The 16,826-nt window shown below is 69.3% G+C and carries 14 protein-coding genes; 6 read left to right on the plus strand and 8 right to left on the minus strand.

Translation table 11 applies throughout. The features are described from left to right. Positions 1 to 337: 337 nt before the first annotated feature. Positions 338 to 1,009: a response regulator transcription factor gene (locus tag LZ017_RS09595; RefSeq protein ID WP_241396538.1), complete on the plus strand. Its 672-nt coding sequence runs from the start codon at positions 338 to 340 to the stop codon at positions 1,007 to 1,009. 10 nt (positions 1,010 to 1,019) lie between these two features. Beyond that, entirely contained in the window at positions 1,020 to 2,519 is a 1,500-nt protein-coding gene (locus tag LZ017_RS09600; RefSeq protein WP_241396541.1) for a sensor histidine kinase, read from the plus strand. 17 nt (positions 2,520 to 2,536) lie between these two features. Here the strand turns inward: LZ017_RS09600 and rodA are convergent, their stop codons facing one another. The 5 genes from rodA to LZ017_RS09625 all read right to left on the minus strand — a co-directional run bounded on the left by rodA (position 2,537) and on the right by LZ017_RS09625 (position 8,492). Then, on the minus strand, positions 2,537 to 3,694 hold the full coding sequence (gene rodA / locus LZ017_RS09605; RefSeq protein ID WP_241396544.1) for a rod shape-determining protein RodA: 1,158 nt from the start codon (positions 3,692 to 3,694) through the stop codon (positions 2,537 to 2,539). Further along, positions 3,691 to 5,772: a penicillin-binding protein 2 gene (mrdA, locus tag LZ017_RS09610; RefSeq protein WP_241396547.1), complete on the minus strand. Its 2,082-nt coding sequence runs from the start codon at positions 5,770 to 5,772 to the stop codon at positions 3,691 to 3,693. Before mrdA ends, rodA begins: the two co-directional genes overlap by 4 nt. 27 nt (positions 5,773 to 5,799) lie before the next feature. Continuing rightward, positions 5,800 to 6,321, minus strand: a complete 522-nt coding sequence (gene mreD, locus LZ017_RS09615; protein WP_241396550.1) for a rod shape-determining protein MreD — start codon at positions 6,319 to 6,321, stop codon at positions 5,800 to 5,802. Further along, positions 6,318 to 7,319: a rod shape-determining protein MreC gene (gene mreC, locus LZ017_RS09620; protein WP_241396551.1), complete on the minus strand. Its 1,002-nt coding sequence runs from the start codon at positions 7,317 to 7,319 to the stop codon at positions 6,318 to 6,320. The genes mreD and mreC overlap by 4 nt, the downstream gene beginning before the upstream one ends. 129 nt (positions 7,320 to 7,448) lie before the next feature. After that, positions 7,449 to 8,492: a rod shape-determining protein gene (locus LZ017_RS09625; RefSeq protein ID WP_241396554.1), complete on the minus strand. Its 1,044-nt coding sequence runs from the start codon at positions 8,490 to 8,492 to the stop codon at positions 7,449 to 7,451. 300 nt (positions 8,493 to 8,792) lie between these two features. Between LZ017_RS09625 and gatC the strand changes: the two genes are divergently transcribed. Genes gatC through LZ017_RS09645 form a run of 4 tightly spaced genes read left to right on the plus strand, consistent with a single transcriptional unit; the run spans position 8,793 to position 12,865 of the window. Continuing rightward, entirely contained in the window at positions 8,793 to 9,092 is a 300-nt protein-coding gene (gene gatC, locus LZ017_RS09630; RefSeq protein ID WP_241396556.1) for an Asp-tRNA(Asn)/Glu-tRNA(Gln) amidotransferase subunit GatC, read from the plus strand. Next, on the plus strand, positions 9,092 to 10,579 hold the full coding sequence (gatA, locus tag LZ017_RS09635) for an Asp-tRNA(Asn)/Glu-tRNA(Gln) amidotransferase subunit GatA (RefSeq protein ID WP_241396557.1): 1,488 nt from the start codon (positions 9,092 to 9,094) through the stop codon (positions 10,577 to 10,579). The genes gatC and gatA overlap by 1 nt, the downstream gene beginning before the upstream one ends. Positions 10,580 to 10,581: 2 nt before the next feature. Next, positions 10,582 to 12,039: an Asp-tRNA(Asn)/Glu-tRNA(Gln) amidotransferase subunit GatB gene (gene gatB, locus LZ017_RS09640; protein WP_241396560.1), complete on the plus strand. Its 1,458-nt coding sequence runs from the start codon at positions 10,582 to 10,584 to the stop codon at positions 12,037 to 12,039. Positions 12,040 to 12,061: 22 nt separating this feature from the next. After that, the gene (locus LZ017_RS09645; RefSeq protein WP_241396563.1) at positions 12,062 to 12,865 is read left to right on the plus strand and encodes a phosphodiesterase; all 804 of its coding nucleotides are present in this window, start codon (positions 12,062 to 12,064) and stop codon (positions 12,863 to 12,865) included. A gap of 20 nt (positions 12,866 to 12,885) precedes the next feature. On the opposite strand, the gene LZ017_RS09650 is transcribed toward LZ017_RS09645, so the two are convergent. The 3 genes from LZ017_RS09650 to LZ017_RS09660 all read right to left on the minus strand — a co-directional run bounded on the left by LZ017_RS09650 (position 12,886) and on the right by LZ017_RS09660 (position 16,568). Further along, positions 12,886 to 13,578, minus strand: coding sequence for a hypothetical protein (locus tag LZ017_RS09650; protein ID WP_241396565.1), 693 nt, complete (start codon positions 13,576 to 13,578; stop codon positions 12,886 to 12,888). Continuing rightward, positions 13,578 to 14,252 carry an orotate phosphoribosyltransferase gene (pyrE, locus tag LZ017_RS09655; protein ID WP_241396566.1) on the minus strand — a complete coding sequence of 225 codons (675 nt, stop codon included), beginning with the start codon at positions 14,250 to 14,252 and terminating at the stop codon, positions 13,578 to 13,580. Before pyrE ends, LZ017_RS09650 begins: the two co-directional genes overlap by 1 nt. Before the next feature lie 81 nt (positions 14,253 to 14,333). After that, a complete protein-coding gene (locus LZ017_RS09660; protein WP_241396567.1) occupies positions 14,334 to 16,568 on the minus strand; it encodes a TonB-dependent receptor in 2,235 nt (744 codons plus the stop codon). Positions 16,569 to 16,826 lie beyond the last annotated feature (258 nt).

The raw sequence follows: 16,826 nt of genomic DNA on the forward strand, positions 1-16,826 counted from the left end.
TGTGTGATGGGGCGCATTATGGCTGAAACTGGATATCTGTACAGTGGTTGGCGCGTCTCACGGCCTCCACCCGACCCAGCCATTGGCGTGAAGGACGGAGGCAGTGCGACGCCGAATGGCTATCGCCTGCCGAACCTTCAGCCTCCCCGACTCCTGGCCGCCTGTCAGAGACCGTCTCTCAACGTTCCTGAGCGGGCGTGCTCAACGCCTCGACGGGGGTGCGCGACGCCCTCCATCGATGAGCATCCGCGGCAAGGCCGAGCGGCGGGCGCCCCCTGGCATCGCTCCTACAATCGCAAGGCCGGCTCATCCACAAATCCACCGGCGGAGACAAGCAATGCGCATCCTGATCGCCGAAGACGACCAAGTGCTGGCCGACGGACTGTTGCGCTCGCTGCGCGCCTGCGGCTACGCCGTGGACCAGGTGGGCAGCGGCAGCGAGGCGGATGCCGCGCTGGCTTCGCATGAGTTCGATCTGCTGATTCTGGATCTGGGGCTGCCCAAGCTGCATGGGCTGGAGGTGCTGCGGCGCCTGCGCGCGCGCGGCAGCTCGGTGCCGGTGCTGATCCTCACCGCTGCCGACAGCATCGAGGAGCGCGTCAAGGGCCTGGACCTGGGCGCCGACGACTACATGGCCAAGCCCTTCTCGCTGCAGGAACTGGAGGCGCGCGTACGCGCGCTGACGCGCCGCGGCCTGGGCACGGCGTCCAGCGTGATCAAACATGGCCCGCTGTCCTTTGACGCCACCGGCCGCGTGGCCTACATCAATGACCAGATGGTGGAGCTGTCGGCGCGCGAGCTGTCGCTGCTGGAGGTGCTGCTGCAGCGCGCCGGCCGCCTGGTCAGCAAGGACCAGCTGGTCGAGCGCCTGTGCGAATGGGGCGAAGAGGTCAGCAACAACGCGATCGAGGTCTACATCCACCGCCTGCGCAAGAAGATCGAGCAAGGCCCGATCCGCATCGCCACCGTGCGCGGCCTGGGCTATTGCCTGGAAAAGATCCCCGGCTGAATGACGCCGCATGGCCGCTGAATCCAGCCATCGCTCGCTGTTCGGCGAGATCCTGGACTGGATGCTGGCCCCGTTGCTGGTCATCTGGCCCATCAGCGTCGCGCTGACCTGGCTGGTGGCGCAGAACATCGCCAGCAAACCCTATGACCGGGAACTGGGCGAGATGGCGCGCTCGCTGGGCTTGCAGGTGGCCAGCGAACAGCCCGCCGGCAGTCGTCGCTCGCGCTATGCGTTGGCGCCCGAGGCCGCCGCGCTGCTGCGCGCCGACGAAGCCGACACGGTGTATTACCAGGTGCTGGGCCTGCGCGGCGAGTTCCTCAGCGGCGACCGCGGACTGCCGGTGCCCGAGAGCGACAGCAGCGTCGTGCCCTGGGAGCTGCACTTCCGCGACGACGAGGTCGACAACGAGACCGTGCGCGTGGCCTATCTGTGGGTGGCCCCGGAAGGCAGCACGGACAGCCGCCGCACCATGCTGGTCCAGGTGGCCGAGACCCTGGGCAAGCGCTCGCGCCTGACCAACGAGATCATCAAGGGCGTGATCCTGCCGCAGTTCGTGATCCTGCCGCTGGCGGTGCTGCTGGTGTGGATGGCGCTGGCGCGCGGCATCGCGCCGCTGAACGATCTGCAACGGCGCATCCGCTCGCGCGACAGTTCCGACCTCAGCCCCATCGACGAACGCCGCATCCCCGACGAAGTGGCGCCGCTGGTGCATGCGATCAACGACTTGCTGGACCGGCTGGACCAGTCCATCCGCTCGCAGAAGCACTTCCTGGCCGACGCGGCCCATCAGCTGAAGACGCCGCTGGCGGGCCTGCGCACCCAAGCCGAGCTGGCCCAGCGCGAAATCGACGAGGGGCGCAGCTCGCCGGCCGAGCTCAAGCGTTCGCTGCAGCAGATCGCGCTGTCCAGCCAGCGCGCGGCCCACATGGTCAACCAGCTGCTGGCCATGGCCCGCGCCGAGGACCAGGAACACGCAATGCGGCGCAGCGAGGTCAACCTCTCAGAGCTGGCGATGGAAACGGTGCGCGACTTCGTGCCGCGCGCGATGGACAAGCGCCTGGACCTGGGCTATGAAGGCCCGGACGAAGCCCAGGCCGGCCTGCGCATCTGGGGCCAGCCGCTGCTGATCCGCGAGCTGATCCGCAACCTGGTCGACAACGCGCTGCTGTACACCCCGCGCGGCGGCACGGTCACGGTGCGCGTCGTCGAAGATCCCTTCGGCCAGGTCTGCGTGCTGCAAGTCGAGGACTCGGGCCCCGGCATTCCCGAGAGCGAGCGCGAGCAGGTCTTCCAGCCCTTCTACCGCGCGCTGGGCACCAATGTCGACGGCTCCGGGCTGGGGCTGGCCATCGTGCGCGAGATCGCGCAGGCGCATGAGGCCGAGGTCTCACTGGACGACACCCGCCCGCGCCGCCAGGCCGAGGAGCTGGGCCTGGGCCCGGGCGCCCGCTTCACGGTGCGCTTCGCCGCCCATCCGGCGCAGCCGCCCGACGCCCCGGCGCCGGACTGAGCCGCTCCGGGACGGGCTCAGCGCCGCATCGCGCCGCGGCTGCGCGCGATGGACATCAGCATGCCCAGCGCCAGTCCCAGGCTCACCATGGCGGTGCCGCCATAGGAGATGAAGGGCAGCGGCACGCCCACCACCGGCAGGATGCCGCTGACCATGCCCATGTTCACGAAGACATAGGTGAAGAAGGACAGCGTGACGGCCCCCGCGAGCAGACGCCCGAACAGGGTCGGCGCCTCGGACGCGATCATCAGCCCGCGCAGGATCAGCGCACTGAAGCCCACCAGCAGCGCCACCGCGCCGGCCAGCCCGAACTCCTCGCCGAAGGCGGCGAAGATGAAGTCGGTGGTGCGCTCGGGGATGAACTCCAGATGGGTCTGGGTGCCCTTCATGAAGCCCTTGCCGGTGAGGCCGCCAGAGCCGATCGCAATCTCGCCCTGGATGATGTGGAAGCCCTTGCCCAGCGGGTCCTTGGTCGGGTCCAGCAGCGTGCAGACGCGGTGCTTCTGGTATTCGCGCAGCACCGGCCAGTCCACATCGGGCTGGCAGATCTGCTCCTCGCTCATCACCAGCGCGGTGATGCCGGCGGCAGCGAGCAGCATCACCGGCAGGATCAGCCGCCACGACAGCCCGGCGAAGAAAATCACGTAGAGCCCCGCGGCCAGCACCAGCAGCGCCGTGCCCAGGTCGGGCTGCTTGGCGATCAGCCCCACCGGCACGGCCAGCAGCGCGAACGCGGCAACGAAGTCGGGCAGGCGCAGCTGCCCCTCGCGGCGCTGGAACCACCAGGCCAGCATCAGCGGCGTCGCGATCTTCAGCAGCTCCGAAGGCTGGATCTGCGTCACGCCGATGTTCAGCCAGCGCGTCGCGCCCTTCTTGGTGACACCAAAGACCGCGACCGCGACCAGCAGCACCACGCCCACGCTGTACAACGGCACGGCCAGCTGCATCAAGCGCTGCGGCGGCACCTGCGCGGCCAGGAAGAGAACGCCCATGGCCAGCACCATGTTGCGCGCATGGTCGACGAAGCGGGTGCCATGGTCATAGCCGGCCGAGTACATGCACAGCAGGCCCAGGCCCATCAACCAGCCCAGGGCCAGCAGCAGCGGCAGGTCGAAACCCTGGAACCAGGGCCGCAGCCGCTGCCACCAGCTCGGCTTGCTCAGCACGGACCTCATCGCACTCCCTTTCCGTCTGGGGCCGGGGCCGACGCGGGCCCCGAGGCCGGCACGGACGCCGCCGCCGCGTTCGCCGCCGCGGCCGCCGCAGCCGATGCGGAACTGGCCGCCAGTGCGGCCACCGGGCCGCCCTGGCCCACCAGCGGCACATCGGCCGCGCGGCGCGGCTGGCCCACCGGCGCGGTGGCCTTGCCCTGCTGCACCAGCGCGATGTCCTCTTCGCTGGGGTACTGCCCCAGCAGCAGATAGTCGAACACGCGCCGCGCGATCGGCGCCGCGGCGGCCGAGCCCCAGCCGGCGTTCTCGACGATCACCGCCAGAGCCACCGTGGGCTGCTGCGCCGGCGCGAAGGCCACGTACCAGGAATGGTCGCGCTTGCGTTCGTCGGCCTTGATGCTGCTGTAGCGTTCGCCGGCCTTCAGGCCCACGGCCTGCGCGGTGCCGGTCTTGCCGCCGCTCTGGTAGGGCGCGCCGGCGAACACGCCGCGCGAGGTGCCTTCCTGCGTCACGCCGTTCATCGCGTTGAGGATCACCTGCACATGCTCGGGCCGGAGGTCCAGCGGCGACATCGCGTCGCTGGAGATGCGCCGCTGCTCGTGCTTGACCACGTCGACGACGGCCTGCACCAGACGCGGCCGGTAGCGCTGACCGCCAGTGGCCATGGTGGACATCGCGGTGGCCATCTGCAGCACGGTGAAGTTGTTGTAGCCCTGGCCGATGCCCAGCGAGATGGTTTCGCCGGCATACCACTTCTGCTGCTCCGGGCGGCGGAACTTCTTGCGCTTCCACTCGGTGCTGGGCAGGTCACCGGTCAGTTCGCCCAGCAGGTCGATCTCGGTCTTGCGGCCGAAGCCGAAGGGCTCCAGCTCGTCGTGGATCAGGTCCACGCCCATCTCGTTGGCGAGCGAATAGAAATAGACGTTGGACGAGCTGACGATGGCCAGCCGCATGTCCTTGGGGCCCGGCCGGTCCGTCTCCGGGCTGCCGAAGGTGCGGCCGCCGAAGCTGTAGGTCAGGTTGTCCATGATCACCGTGCTCGGCGAGCGCTTGCCGCTGTGCAGCGCGGCCATGGCCATGAAGGGCTTGAAGGTGGAGCCGGGCGGATAGGTACCGCGCAGCGCGCGGTTCAGCAGCGGCTTGTCGATGGACTCGTTGAGCTCCTTCCAGCTGTCCGCGTCGATGCCGTCGACGAACAGGTTGGGGTCGAAGGTGGGCTTGGAGACGAAGGCCAGCACCTCACCGTTGCGCGGATCCATGGCCACCAGCGCGCCGCGGCGCTCGCCGAACAGCTGCTCCACCAGGGCCTGCAGCTTGATGTCCACCGACAGCTTCAGGCTGTTGCCCGGCGTCGGCGGCCGGTGGTCCAGGCGGCGCACCGCGCGGCCACCGGCGCTGGTCTCGACCTCCTCGAAGCCGGTGACGCCGTGCAGCTCGCGCTCGTAGGCTTGCTCCAGCCCCAGCTTGCCGATGTACTCGGTGCCGCGGTAGTTGGCCACATCTTCCTCGGGCCAGTCGTCCATGGCCTTCTTCTCGGCCTGGTTGATGCGCCCGATATAGCCCAGCAGATGGCTGCCCACCTCGCCCAGCGGATAGCTGCGGAACAGCCGCGCCTTGATTTCCACGCCGGGGAAGCGGTAGCGCTGCGCGGCGAAGCGCGCCACCTCGTTGTCGCTGAGCTTGGTCCGTATCGGCAGCGACTCGAAGTTCTTGCTCTCCTCCATCAGGCGCTTGAAGCGGCGACGGTCGCGCGGCTGGATCTCCAGCACCTGGGCGAGCTCGTTGATGGTCTCTTCCAGGTCCGCCACCTTGGATGGCGTAATCTCCAGCGTGTAGGCCGAGTAGTTGCTGGCCAGCACCACGCCGTTGCGGTCCTGGATCAGGCCGCGGTTGGGCACGATGGGCACCACGGTCACGCGGTTGAGCTCGGCGCGCTCCGCGAAGCGGTCGTGCTGCAGCACCTGCAGATAGATCAGCCGCGCCATCAGCAGCGCGAAGCAGAACAGCACGAAGCCCGCCGCCGCGATCAGGCGCAGCCGGAAGCGGGACAACTCCTGGTGCAGGTTCTTCAGGACCGTCATGGACGCAGGCTCAGGCGGACGGACGCGTCACAGCGGACGGTGGGCATCGGGATCGGGCGGACGGCGCTGCGGCGCCAACAGCAGCGCACTGGCGAAGGGCCACAGCAGCCCCTCCAGCAACGGCGCCACGAGCAGCGACCAACCCGGCCACATGCCCCCCACCGCGAGGCGCACCAGCAGCGAGACCAGATGCGCCAGCACGAACAGCGGCAGCACATGGGCGGCCTGCGCGAACAGGCTGAACCACAGCAGGCGCCGGTGCAGCGCCACCGCGCCAAAGGCCAGCAGGCTGTAGGACAGCGCATGCTGGCCCAGCAGCGCGCCGTGGTGCACGTCGACCAGCAGGCCGAAGATGAAGGCCCAGCCGACACCGACGCGGCGCGGCTGGTGCACGTTCCAGAACACCAGCGTGAGCGCCAGGAAGTCGGGCATCCAGGGCTGACGGCCGACCGGCACCATGTCCAGCGCCAGCGCGGCGATCAGGCTGAAGGCGATGAAGATCGGATTGGCCGGCAGCAGCAGCTGGCTGGCGCCACGGGGCATGATCATCGTGAAGCTCCCGACGCCGGGGTCGATGCAGGCGCGGTCTTGGCCGCGGCCTTCGCGGCCGCCTTGGCGGCCTTGGCGTTGTCGCGCGCCTGCTGGCGGGCCGCCGCGTCGGAGGCCGCGGCGGCGGCGGCCTCGGCGCGGGCCGCCTCGTGCGCCGCCATGGGCTCCAGCACCAGCACATGGCGCGCCGCGTCGGGCTGCGCGGCCGGCTCCAGGCTGACGCGCGCGAAGCTGCTGTCGCCGCGCCGCTCGACCTGGGTCACGCGCGCCACGGCCAGGTCGCTGGGGTAGACCCCGTCCAGGCCCGAGGTGGCCAGCAGGTCACCCGCCTTGATGTCGGCATTGGCGGCGATGAAGCGCAGCTCCATGCTGCCGCGCTCGCCGCCATAGGCGACGCCGCGCTGCTGGGTGCGCGTGTTCAGCACCGGAATGGAGGCGTCGCGGTCGGTCAGCAGCGTGACCTCGGACGACAGCAGGTAGACCCGCGTCACCTGGCCCAGCACGCCGCCTTCGTTGACCACCGGCGCGCCGGCCTGCACGCCGTCCTTGCTGCCGCGGTCGATGACGACGCGGCGCGAATACGGGTCGGAGGCCTCATAAAGCACCTCGGCGGCCAGGCCCTTGACCGTCAGCGCGTCGCGCAGCTGCAGCAGCGTGCGCAGGCGCTGGTTCTCGGCCTGCAGCTGGGCCGCGCGGTTCATCGCCACCGCCTGCTGGGCCAGCTGGCGGCGCGCCTGGTCCTCGGCCGCGGTGGCGCGTTCCATGCCGCGCGCGTAGTCGCCCAGGCGCTCCCAGCCCTCCACCGGCGCGAGCAGCACGCGCTGCACCGGATGCAGCACCAGCGCCAGCGACGCGCGCATGGGCCCCATCACGCCGAAGCGGGCGTCGGCCACCATCAGAAACAGCGCCAGCGCGGTGCACAGCGCCAGCTTGGTCAGCGCCGACGGGCCTTCGCGGAACAGCGGCGGCGGGCGGCGGTCAAGGGTGCCGAGAGACATGGCGGACGTGGCGGGCCAGGGTCAGGTCTTGCGTGCCACCCACGCGGCACCGGCCGAGGGGGCATGGAACGAGACAAGCCGGCCCTGTTGCGCAGGAGCCGGCTCGTGGCGGTGCATGGCGGGCTCTTCTTACTCGGAGGTGAAGATGGAACCCAGACGCTCCATGCGCTCCAGCGCCATGCCGCAGCCGCGCACCACGCAGGTCAGCGGGTCCTCGGCCACCAGCACCGGCAGGCCGGTTTCCTCGGCCAGCAGGCGGTCCAGGTCGCGCAGCAGCGCGCCGCCGCCGGTCAGCATCATGCCGCGCTCGGCGATGTCGGCGCCCAGCTCCGGCGGGGTCTGCTCCAGCGCGTTCTTCACCGCGGAGACGATTTGGTTCAACGGGTCGGTCAGCGCCTCCAGGATCTCGTTGGACGAGATCGTGAAGCTGCGCGGCACGCCCTCGGAGAGGTTGCGGCCCTTGACCTCCATCTCCTTGACCTCGGAGCCGGGGAAGGCGGAGCCGATGTTCTTCTTGATCGCCTCGGCGGTGGGTTCGCCGATCAACATGCCGTAGTTGCGACGGATGTAGTTGATGATGGCCTCGTCGAACTTGTCGCCACCGACGCGGACCGAGCCCTTGTAGACCATGCCGCCCAGCGAGATCACGCCGACCTCGGTCGTGCCACCGCCGATGTCGATGACCATGGAGCCCGAGGCCTCGGAGACCGGCAGCCCGGCGCCGATCGCGGCGGCCATGGGTTCCTCGATCAGGTAAACCTCGGAGGCGCCGGCGCCCAGCGCGGCGTCGCGGATCGCACGCTTCTCGACCTGGGTGGAGCCGCAGGGCACGCAGATGATGATGCGCGGCGAGGGGCGCAGCAGTTTGGTGTCGTGGACCATCTTGATGAACTGCTTGATCATCTGTTCGGTCACGACGAAGTCGGCGATCACGCCGTCTTTCATCGGGCGGATCGCCTCGATGTTGCCGGGCACCTTGCCCAGCATGGCCTTGGCCTCGTGGCCGACGGCCTGGATGGTCTTCTTGCCGTTGGGGCCGCCTTCGTGGCGGATGGCGACGACGGAGGGTTCGTCGAGCACCACGCCCTTGCCGCGGACGTAGATCAGCGTGTTGGCAGTGCCCAGGTCGATGGCGAGATCGGTGGAGAAGTAGCGGCGCAGGGAGGCGAGCATGTTGGATGTGGGGGCCAGGATCCCGGCGGGCCGGGCGGTGGGCTGCAGCAAGCGGTGGGGTCTGGCCTTGGGTACGGGTGCGGGGCTGGAGCAACCGCGCAGCCGCACCCAAACGGGCCGGCTGCGCGAACGTGTTCGCACCATGTGCAACGAGGCTGCGCCGCTGCGTGCAGCCGTGCAGCCTCGTGCCATGGATATAAGCGGAGATAATACCCGATCACCCCTTACTTTGACCTGCTGGCAAGCACCAAGTCAGCGATTTGAGCCTGCTTGCGCAGGCCCGTCCGGAAGACCCGAAACATGGCCCTGACCCACGACGACGTCAGCCGCATCGCCCACCTGGCCCGGCTGCAACTCTCGGACGCCGAGCAGGCCGCGCTGCTGCCCCAGCTCAACGGCTTCTTCTCCATCGTCGAACAGATGAGCGCGGTGGACACCAGCGGCGTCGAACCGCTGTACACGCCTCTGTCGGCGGTGCAGGAGGTGCAGCTGCGCCTGCGCGAAGACCGCGTCACCGAAACCAACCAGCGCGCGCTGAACCAGCGCAGTGCGCCCGCCGTCGAGGACGGCCTGTTCCTGGTCCCCAAGGTCATCGAATAATGAAATCCGTTCACGAGATGGGCGTGGCCGAATTGGCCCGCGCGCTGCAGGACAAGCGGTTCTCCAGCCAGGAAGTCACCCAACAACTGCTTGCACGTGTTGCCGGCGCGAAGGAATTGGGTGCCTTTGTGCATGTCGACGAGGCACTGGCGCTGGAACAGGCGCGCGCCGCCGACGCGCAGCGGGCCGCCGGCCAGGCCGCGCCGCTCACCGGTGTGCCCATCGCGCACAAGGACATCTTCGTCACCCGCGACATGCCCACGACGGCCGGCTCCAAGATGCTCGCCGGCTACATGAGCCCCTTCGACGCCACGGTGGTGGACCGGCTCAAGAGCGCCGGCACCGTGAGTCTGGGCAAGCTCAACTGCGACGAGTTCGCGATGGGTTCGGCCAACGAGAACTCCGCCTACGGCCCGGCGCACAACCCCTGGGACCGCTCACGCGTGCCCGGCGGTTCCTCCGGCGGCTCGGCGACCGCGGTGGCCGCGCGCCTGGTGCCCGGCGCCACCGGCACCGACACCGGCGGCTCCATCCGCCAGCCGGCCAGCTTCACCGGCATCACCGGCATCAAGCCCACCTACGGCGTGTGCTCGCGCTACGGCATGATCGCCTTCGCGTCCAGCCTGGACCAGGCCGGCGCGATGGCACGCTCGGCCGAGGACTGCGCGCTGCTGCTCTCCGCGATGAGCGGCTTCGACGAGCGCGACGCCACCAGCGTGCAGCAGCCGCCGCAGGACTTCCATGCCCAGATGCAGGCCGCCCGCGAGGGCGCCACGGCCGGCCGGCCGCTGCAGGGCCTGCGCATCGGGCTGCCGCGCGAGTTCTTCCCCAGCGGGCTGTCGGCCGACGTCGAACAGGCGGTGCGCCAGGGCCTGGCCGAGCTGGAGAAGCTGGGCGCCACGCTGGTCGACGTGAGTCTGCCGCGCACCGAGCTGGCCATCCCGGTCTACTACATCATTGCCCCGGCCGAGGCGAGCTCCAACCTCTCCCGCTTCGACGGCGTGAAGTTCGGCCACCGCGCCAAGGACTACGGCGACCTGCTGGACATGTACAAGAAGACCCGCGCCGAGGGCTTCGGCGCCGAGGTCAAGCGCCGCATCATGATCGGCACCTACGTGCTCTCGCACGGCTACTACGACGCCTACTACCTGCAGGCACAGAAGCTGCGCCGCATGATCGCCGACGACTTCCAGCAGGCGCTGGCCCAGTGCGACCTGATCGCCGGCCCGGTGGCCCCCACCGTGGCGTGGAAGGCAGGCGAAGGCGCCGACGACCCGGTCAAGGCCTACCTGGCCGACATCTTCACGCTGCCCGGCTCGCTGGCCGGCCTGCCCGGCATGAGCGTGCCGGTGGGCTTTGGCGAGGGCGGCATGCCCGTGGGCCTGCAGCTGATCGGCAACTACTTCCGCGAGGGCCAGCTGCTGCACACCGCGCACGCGCTGCAGCAGGCGACCGACTGGCACACCCGCGCCCCGGCAGGATTCTGAGCATGAGCACCAAGACCCCCAGCAAGCTGGTGCGTGGCTACGAGGTCGTGATCGGCCTGGAGAACCACGTCCAGCTCTCCACCCAGTCCAAGATCTTCAGCGGCGCGTCGACCGCCTTCGGCGCCGAGCCCAACACCCAGGCCTCGGCCGTGGACCTGGCGCTGCCCGGCACGCTGCCGGTGCTCAACCGCGCCGCAGTCGAGCGCGCGATCCGCTTCGGCCTGGCGGTGGGCGCCAAGGTCGCGCCGCTGTCCATCTTCGCGCGCAAGAACTACTTCTACCCCGACCTGCCCAAGGGCTACCAGATCAGCCAGTTCGAGATCCCGGTGGTGCAGGGCGGCGAGGTGAGCTTCTTCGTCGGCGACGAGAAGAAGACCGTGCGCCTGACCCGCGCCCACCTCGAGGAAGACGCCGGCAAGAGCCTGCACGAGGACTACCACGGCATGTCGGGCATCGACCTGAACCGCGCCGGCACGCCGCTGCTGGAGATCGTCTCCGAGCCCGACCTGCGCTCGGCCGAGGAAGCCGCCGAGTACGCCAAGACCCTGCACGCGCTGGTGATGTGGCTCTCCATCTGCGACGGCAACATGCAGGAAGGCTCCTTCCGCTGCGACGTCAACGTCTCCGTGCGCAAGCCCGGCGAGCCCTATGGCACGCGGCGCGAGATCAAGAACCTGAACAGCTTCCGCTACCTGGTCGACGCGGTGCACTACGAGGTGAACTGGCAGATCGACCAGATCGAGGACGGCCTGGCCATCCAGCAGGCCACGGTGCTCTACAACCCCGACACCGGCGAGACGCGCGCGATGCGCAGCAAGGAAGACTCGGCCGACTACCGCTACTTCCCCGACCCCGACCTGCCGCCGCTGGTGATCGCGCCGGAATGGGTGGAGCGCGTGAAGGGCGAGATGCCGGAATTGCCCGGCGTGATGGCGAAGCGCTTCATCGAGGTCGACGGCCTGCCCGAGTACGACGCCACGATGATGACCCAGAGCCTGGCCACCGCGCGCTACTACGAGGCCGCGCGCGATGCTTGCAAGGCGCCCAAGCTGGTGGCGAACTGGGTGATGGGCGAGATCTCGCGCCGCCTCAACAGCGAGGAGCGCGAGATTGGCGCGGCACCGGTGGCGCCCGCCACGCTGGCCGCGCTGATCGCGCGCATCCAGGACGGCACCATCTCCAACAACGCCGCCCGGCAGGTCTTCGACGCACTGTGGAGCGGCGAAGGTCACGACGTCGACGCCCTGATCGAAGCCAAGGGCCTGAAGCAGATGAGCGACACCGGCGCCATCGAAGCCATCCTGGACGAGGTGCTGGCGGCCAACACCAAGTCGGTCGACGAGTACCGCGCCGGCAAGGACAAGGCCTTCAACGCCCTGGTCGGCCAGGCGATGAAGGCGACCAAGGGCAAGGCCAACCCGGCCCTGGTCAACGAGCTGCTGAAGAAGAAGCTGGGCTGAGGACGGCCGCCCGGCACAAGCCATGTTCCGCCTCGCCCAGCTCAGCGACCTGCACCTGGTGCGAGCGGGGCGGCTGTGCATGGACCGGGTGGACACGGCCGCGCTGCTGGACGCGGCGCTGGCCGCGCTGAGGCCGCTGCGGCCCGATGCGCTGTTGCTCAGCGGCGACCTCTCCGACGACGGCTCGCCCGCCAGCTACGCCGGGCTGCGCGAACGCCTGCGCGCGCTGGGCCTGCCCTGCGTGCTGCTGCCCGGCAACCACGACGAGCGCGGCGCGCTGCGCGACGCGTTTCCCGAGCAATGGCCGGCCGGCACCGGTCCCGGCGAGGCCCTGTGCCAGGACCGCGCGCTGGGACCCTTGCGTGTGCTGGCGCTGGACACGCTGCGGCCCGGCCGCGCCGATGGCGGCCTGGACAGCGCCCAGCTCGACTGGCTGGCCGACGCGCTCGCCCGGCAGCGCGACCGGCCGACCCTGCTGGCGCTGCACCATCCGCCGCGCGCACTGGGCCTGCCCTTCATGGACGCGATGCGGCTCTTCGACGGCGCGGACGCCCTGGCGCGCATCGTGGCCCGGGCGCCGCAGCTGCTGAAGCTGCTGTGCGGCCATGTGCACCGCCACATCGAGACCACCTTCGCGGGGCTGCCGCTGTCGGTTGCGCCGAGCTGCGCGCACCAGATCGTGCTGGGCGCGCCGGGCGCCCACGAGGCCGCCTGGCGGCTGGAGCCCCCGGGCCTGCTGCTGCATGACTGGGACGACGGGCTGGGGCTGCTGACCCACCATGTCGCGGTTGGCGACTTTGGGCCGCCACAGCACTATGGCGATTGACGGTCTGGCGGCGGTCTCGCTCAGCGCACGGCCGGCTCCGACGCCGCCGATGCGGCCGGACGCAGCGGCAAGCTGCCCGGCGTGGCGCCGGCCCAGAGCTTGCGAAGCCGCGCCAGCTCCTCGTCGAAGTTCTTGTTGACCCGCACCAGCTCGGCCTTCTGGTTCTCGATCAGCACGCGCTGCGCGTCGGTCGAGGCCTCGTTGGTCTCCAGCTGCTGGCGCAGCTTCAGCGGCACGGTCTTGTTCTTGTAGAACTCGGCCTCTTCGAGCAGCGGCTTGCGCTCGGCGGCCAGCTCGCGGATGCGGCGCTCGGACGATTCCAGCGCCTTGTTGATGTCGTCCAGCGCCGCCTCGCGGGCGCGCTGGTGCGCCGCGGCGTCGGGGAAGCGCTGCAGCAGGTTGCGGTCGCGACGCACCGCGTCCTGCTGTGCGACACGCTCCTGGGCCTCGCGGCGCTGGCGCGCGTCATAGACGGCCTGTTCGTCGGGCGACATCGCCGGCGGCACGACGCGGCGCGTCGAGCCGTCGTTGTTGAGCAGGCGCTGTTCGCGCTCCTTGCATTCGGGAATGGGCCGGTCGGAGGTCAGGCGCCGGCCGTCGGCGGTGACGCAGCTGTAGATGCCTCCCTTGCCCGGGGACTGCTGCTGGGCAGAGGCCTCCAGCGCCGCCATCGACGCGGCACACAGAAACAGGGCGAGAGGAACGAGCTGCATCAGACTCCGTAACGATCTCGATAGGCGTGGACCGCCGCCGCATGCGCGGCGATGGCGGGACTGCTGGTCGTCTGCAGGTACTGCAGCAGGTCCGACAGGCCGGCAATCGCCACCACGGGAAGTTGCAGCTGCCGGCTCACATACTGTACTGCGGACCAGGGCAGGTCCTGCCCGTTCTCGGCCGCCTTTTCCTGGCGGTCCAGCGCGATCGCGACACCGCAGGGCGTGGCACCGGCCGCCTGGATCATCGCGATGGACTCGCGCACCGAAGTGCCGGCGGAAATCACGTCGTCGATGATGAGCACGCGGCCGCGCACCGGCGCACCGACCAGGGTGCCACCTTCGCCATGGTCCTTGGCCTCCTTGCGGTTGTAGGCAAAGGGCTTGTTGTGGCCCAGCCGCGCCAGCTCCATGGACACCGCCGCCGCCAGCGTGATGCCCTTGTAGGCGGGGCCGAAGATCATGTCGAAGGCCAGGCCCGACTCGATCAGGCGGCGCGCGTAGAACTGCGCCAGGCGGCCCAGCTTCAGGCCGTCGTCGAACAGTCCGGCGTTGAAGAAGTAAGGGCTCTGGCGGCCCGCCTTGGTCTTGAACTCGCCGAAGCGCAGCACGCCCACCTCCACGGCGAAGGCAACGAAATCCTGGGCCAGGGCGTCATGGGCGGCGGTGTTCATGGGCTTGCGAAAGAGGCGGTTGGAACTGGGCCGGGATTGTAGGCGCCGCCCACCACGCGGCGCCCCCCGGCCCGGGGGTACTCAGAACTGAGCCTTGAACTGCACACCGTAGGTGCGCGGGTCGTTGATGAAGCCGGTCAGGTTGTTGAAGTTGATTGCGCCGGTCACGCGCACCTGGTTGGTGACGTTGCGCACGAAGGCCGCCGCCTCGTACTTGCCGTTGTCCCAGACATAACCCAGGCGCACGCCACCTTCGGTCAGTGCCTTGCCGGTGAACTCGACCGACTCGAAGAGGAAGAAGTTCACCTTGGAGCGGTAGGCCCAGTCGGTGTAGATGTAGAACTCGTTGCCGCCGGCGGTGGGGATGGAATAGCGCGCGGTCAGGTTGGCCACCCACTTGGGCGCCTGCGGCAGCTGGTTGCCGTCGATGTAGAACTGGCCGCCGCCGGCCGGCCGGTTCAGCACCGTGCAGGGGGCGCCGCAGCCGCCCACCGTCAGCAGGCCGTCCTTGATCTTGGCGTCGTTGTAGCTGCCGCCCAGGGTCAGGAACAGGCGGTCGATGGGCAGGATCTCGAGGTTGAACTCCACGCCCTGCCCCACCGCCTTGTCGGCGCTCTTCACCGAGTTGCTGTTGGCGCCGCCGCCCACCTCGGTGAGCTGCAGCCCCTTCACGTCATAGCGGAACAGGCTGGCGGACAGGCGCGCGCGGCGGTCCCACAGGTCGCTCTTGATGCCCAGTTCGTAGGACGTCAGCGTTTCCTGCTTGGCCTTGGACAGCGGATCGAACTGCGAGGCCGGCAGGATGGCCGACCCGCGGAAGCCGGTGCCGACGCGCGCATACAGATTGGTGTTGCGGTCCAGCGCATAGGTGCCGGACAGATCCCAGGTCCACTTGGCGTCGGAGCTGGTCGCGGACAGGCCGTTGGCCGCGTTCAGCGGGATGTCGGCGGAGCTGACGTCCAGGGTCTTCTTGTCGCGGGTGTAGCGCAGGCCGCCGCGCAGCTTGAAGTCCTGCGTGACGTCATAGTTCACCGAAGCGAACAGCGCATAGGCGCGGTTGGTCTGGCGCGTGCTCGACGACGAGGCATAGGCGCCGGTGGGCGTGTCGTAGTTGGTCGCGATCGCGGTGTAGCGCTCGTCGAACACGTAGAGGCCGCCCTGGTAGCGCAGCGGACCGGCCGGGTTGTACTCGGCGCGGAATTCCTGGCTCAGCTGGCGATGGTTCTTCAGCGCGTCCGAGGTCTCGACCGGGAAGCGGATCCAGCCCTCCTGCCCCTGCGTGGGGCCGAAGTTGCCGCCGTCGATATCACCGCGCGAGAAGGGCTGCACGGTCTCGATCGCGGTGACCGAATGCAGCACCACGTCGCCCAGCGACCAGCGCAGGCGCGCGTTGGCGCCGGTGGCGTGCAGGCGCTGCTCGTTGCGGCCGTCGATGTACATCTTGGCTGGGTCGAAGCCGTCCACCAGCTCGTTCGTGCCCTGCTTGATGATGCTGGCGCGGAACAGGCGCGGGCTGCCGTCCAGCTCGCGGTTGTGGATGTTGAATAGGGCGGAGAACTGCTTGTGCGGCTCGTACAGCAGCTGGGCGCGCACGGCACGGTCGTCATAGCCCTCGGTCTTGGGCGTGACCGCGTTGGGCAGCTGGTTCTTCACCCAGTTGTCGCGGTGCTGCACCTGGGCCGAGATGCGCGCCGCCCAGTCGCCGCCCAGCGGCAGGTTGAACGCGCCTTCGGCATTCGTGGTGCCGAAGCGGCCATAGGAGAGGCTGAAATAGCCTTCCTGCTGACGCGAGGGCCGCACCGATTCGAACTTGACCACGCCGGCCGGCGTGTTGCGACCGTACAGCGTGCCCTGCGGGCCGGCCACCACCTCGACCGCCTTCAGGTCAAAGACCGGAAAGCCCTTCAGGATGGGGTTCTCCTGCACCACCTCGTCATAGATCAGCGAGACCGGCTGCGAGGCGTTGAGGCGGAAGTCGGTGTTGCCGTAGCCGCGGATGTAGAAGCGCGGGAAGGCTCGACCGAACGAGGACTCGATATTCAGGCTGGGCACCCGGCCCGAGAGGAAGCGCACGTCCTGGCCGCTGGAGTTCAGCACGTCCAGCTTCTCGCCGGAGATCGCGGTGACCGCATTCGGCACGTCCTTGATGTTCTCGGCGCGCCGCTCGGCCGTGATCACCACGGCCTCGAGCTGGTTCTTTTCCACCTTGGGGGCGGCGGCGGACTCGCTCTGCGCCAGCGCCGGCCACGCGGCGACGGCCAGGGACACGGCCAGTGCCGCGCGCAGCGGCAGGCAAGGGGGGCGTTGTGCGTTCATCGAGGAAAGCTCCGAAAGGATGGAAAGGCGCTGCGGGCGGCCCGGCCGGCGCGGGACGCGGCGGCTTGCGGGGGCCTGAGGGTGATGGGGCAGGAATCTAGCAATTCCTTCATCGTGGCGTCACCAAGCCCCCGTACTTGGCGCACAAGTGTTGCCAAAACACGGCAACACGGCGGCCGCCGCGCCGACCGGGGCCGCCTGCGATACTCGCGCCTCTTTCATCCAGGGCCTCCGGCAAGGCGGAGGTGCCGCGACCAT

It is taken from the genome of Pelomonas sp. CA6, assembly GCF_022549225.1.
In the GTDB taxonomy this organism is placed as follows: Bacteria; Pseudomonadota; Gammaproteobacteria; order Burkholderiales; family Burkholderiaceae_C; genus Roseateles.

Bases quoted from the DNA above. Each gene is read 5' to 3' on its own strand.
- LZ017_RS09650 (WP_241396565.1), bottom strand. From the start codon at position 13,578: ATGCAGCTCGTTCCTCTCGCCCTGTTTCTGTGTGCCGCGTCGATGGCG.
- gatB (WP_241396560.1), top strand. From the start codon at position 10,582: ATGAGCACCAAGACCCCCAGCAAGCTGGTGCGTGGCTACGAGGTCGTG.
- mreD (WP_241396550.1), bottom strand. From the start codon at position 6,321: ATGATCATGCCCCGTGGCGCCAGCCAGCTGCTGCTGCCGGCCAATCCG.
- LZ017_RS09595 (WP_241396538.1), top strand. From the start codon at position 338: ATGCGCATCCTGATCGCCGAAGACGACCAAGTGCTGGCCGACGGACTG.
- rodA (WP_241396544.1), bottom strand. From the start codon at position 3,694: ATGAGGTCCGTGCTGAGCAAGCCGAGCTGGTGGCAGCGGCTGCGGCCC.
- gatA (WP_241396557.1), top strand. From the start codon at position 9,092: ATGAAATCCGTTCACGAGATGGGCGTGGCCGAATTGGCCCGCGCGCTG.
- mreC (WP_241396551.1), bottom strand. From the start codon at position 7,319: ATGTCTCTCGGCACCCTTGACCGCCGCCCGCCGCCGCTGTTCCGCGAA.
- gatC (WP_241396556.1), top strand. From the start codon at position 8,793: ATGGCCCTGACCCACGACGACGTCAGCCGCATCGCCCACCTGGCCCGG.
- LZ017_RS09660 (WP_241396567.1), bottom strand. From the start codon at position 16,568: ATGAACGCACAACGCCCCCCTTGCCTGCCGCTGCGCGCGGCACTGGCC.
- LZ017_RS09625 (WP_241396554.1), bottom strand. From the start codon at position 8,492: ATGCTCGCCTCCCTGCGCCGCTACTTCTCCACCGATCTCGCCATCGAC.
- mrdA (WP_241396547.1), bottom strand. From the start codon at position 5,772: ATGACGGTCCTGAAGAACCTGCACCAGGAGTTGTCCCGCTTCCGGCTG.
- pyrE (WP_241396566.1), bottom strand. From the start codon at position 14,252: ATGAACACCGCCGCCCATGACGCCCTGGCCCAGGATTTCGTTGCCTTC.
- LZ017_RS09645 (WP_241396563.1), top strand. From the start codon at position 12,062: ATGTTCCGCCTCGCCCAGCTCAGCGACCTGCACCTGGTGCGAGCGGGG.
- LZ017_RS09600 (WP_241396541.1), top strand. From the start codon at position 1,020: ATGGCCGCTGAATCCAGCCATCGCTCGCTGTTCGGCGAGATCCTGGAC.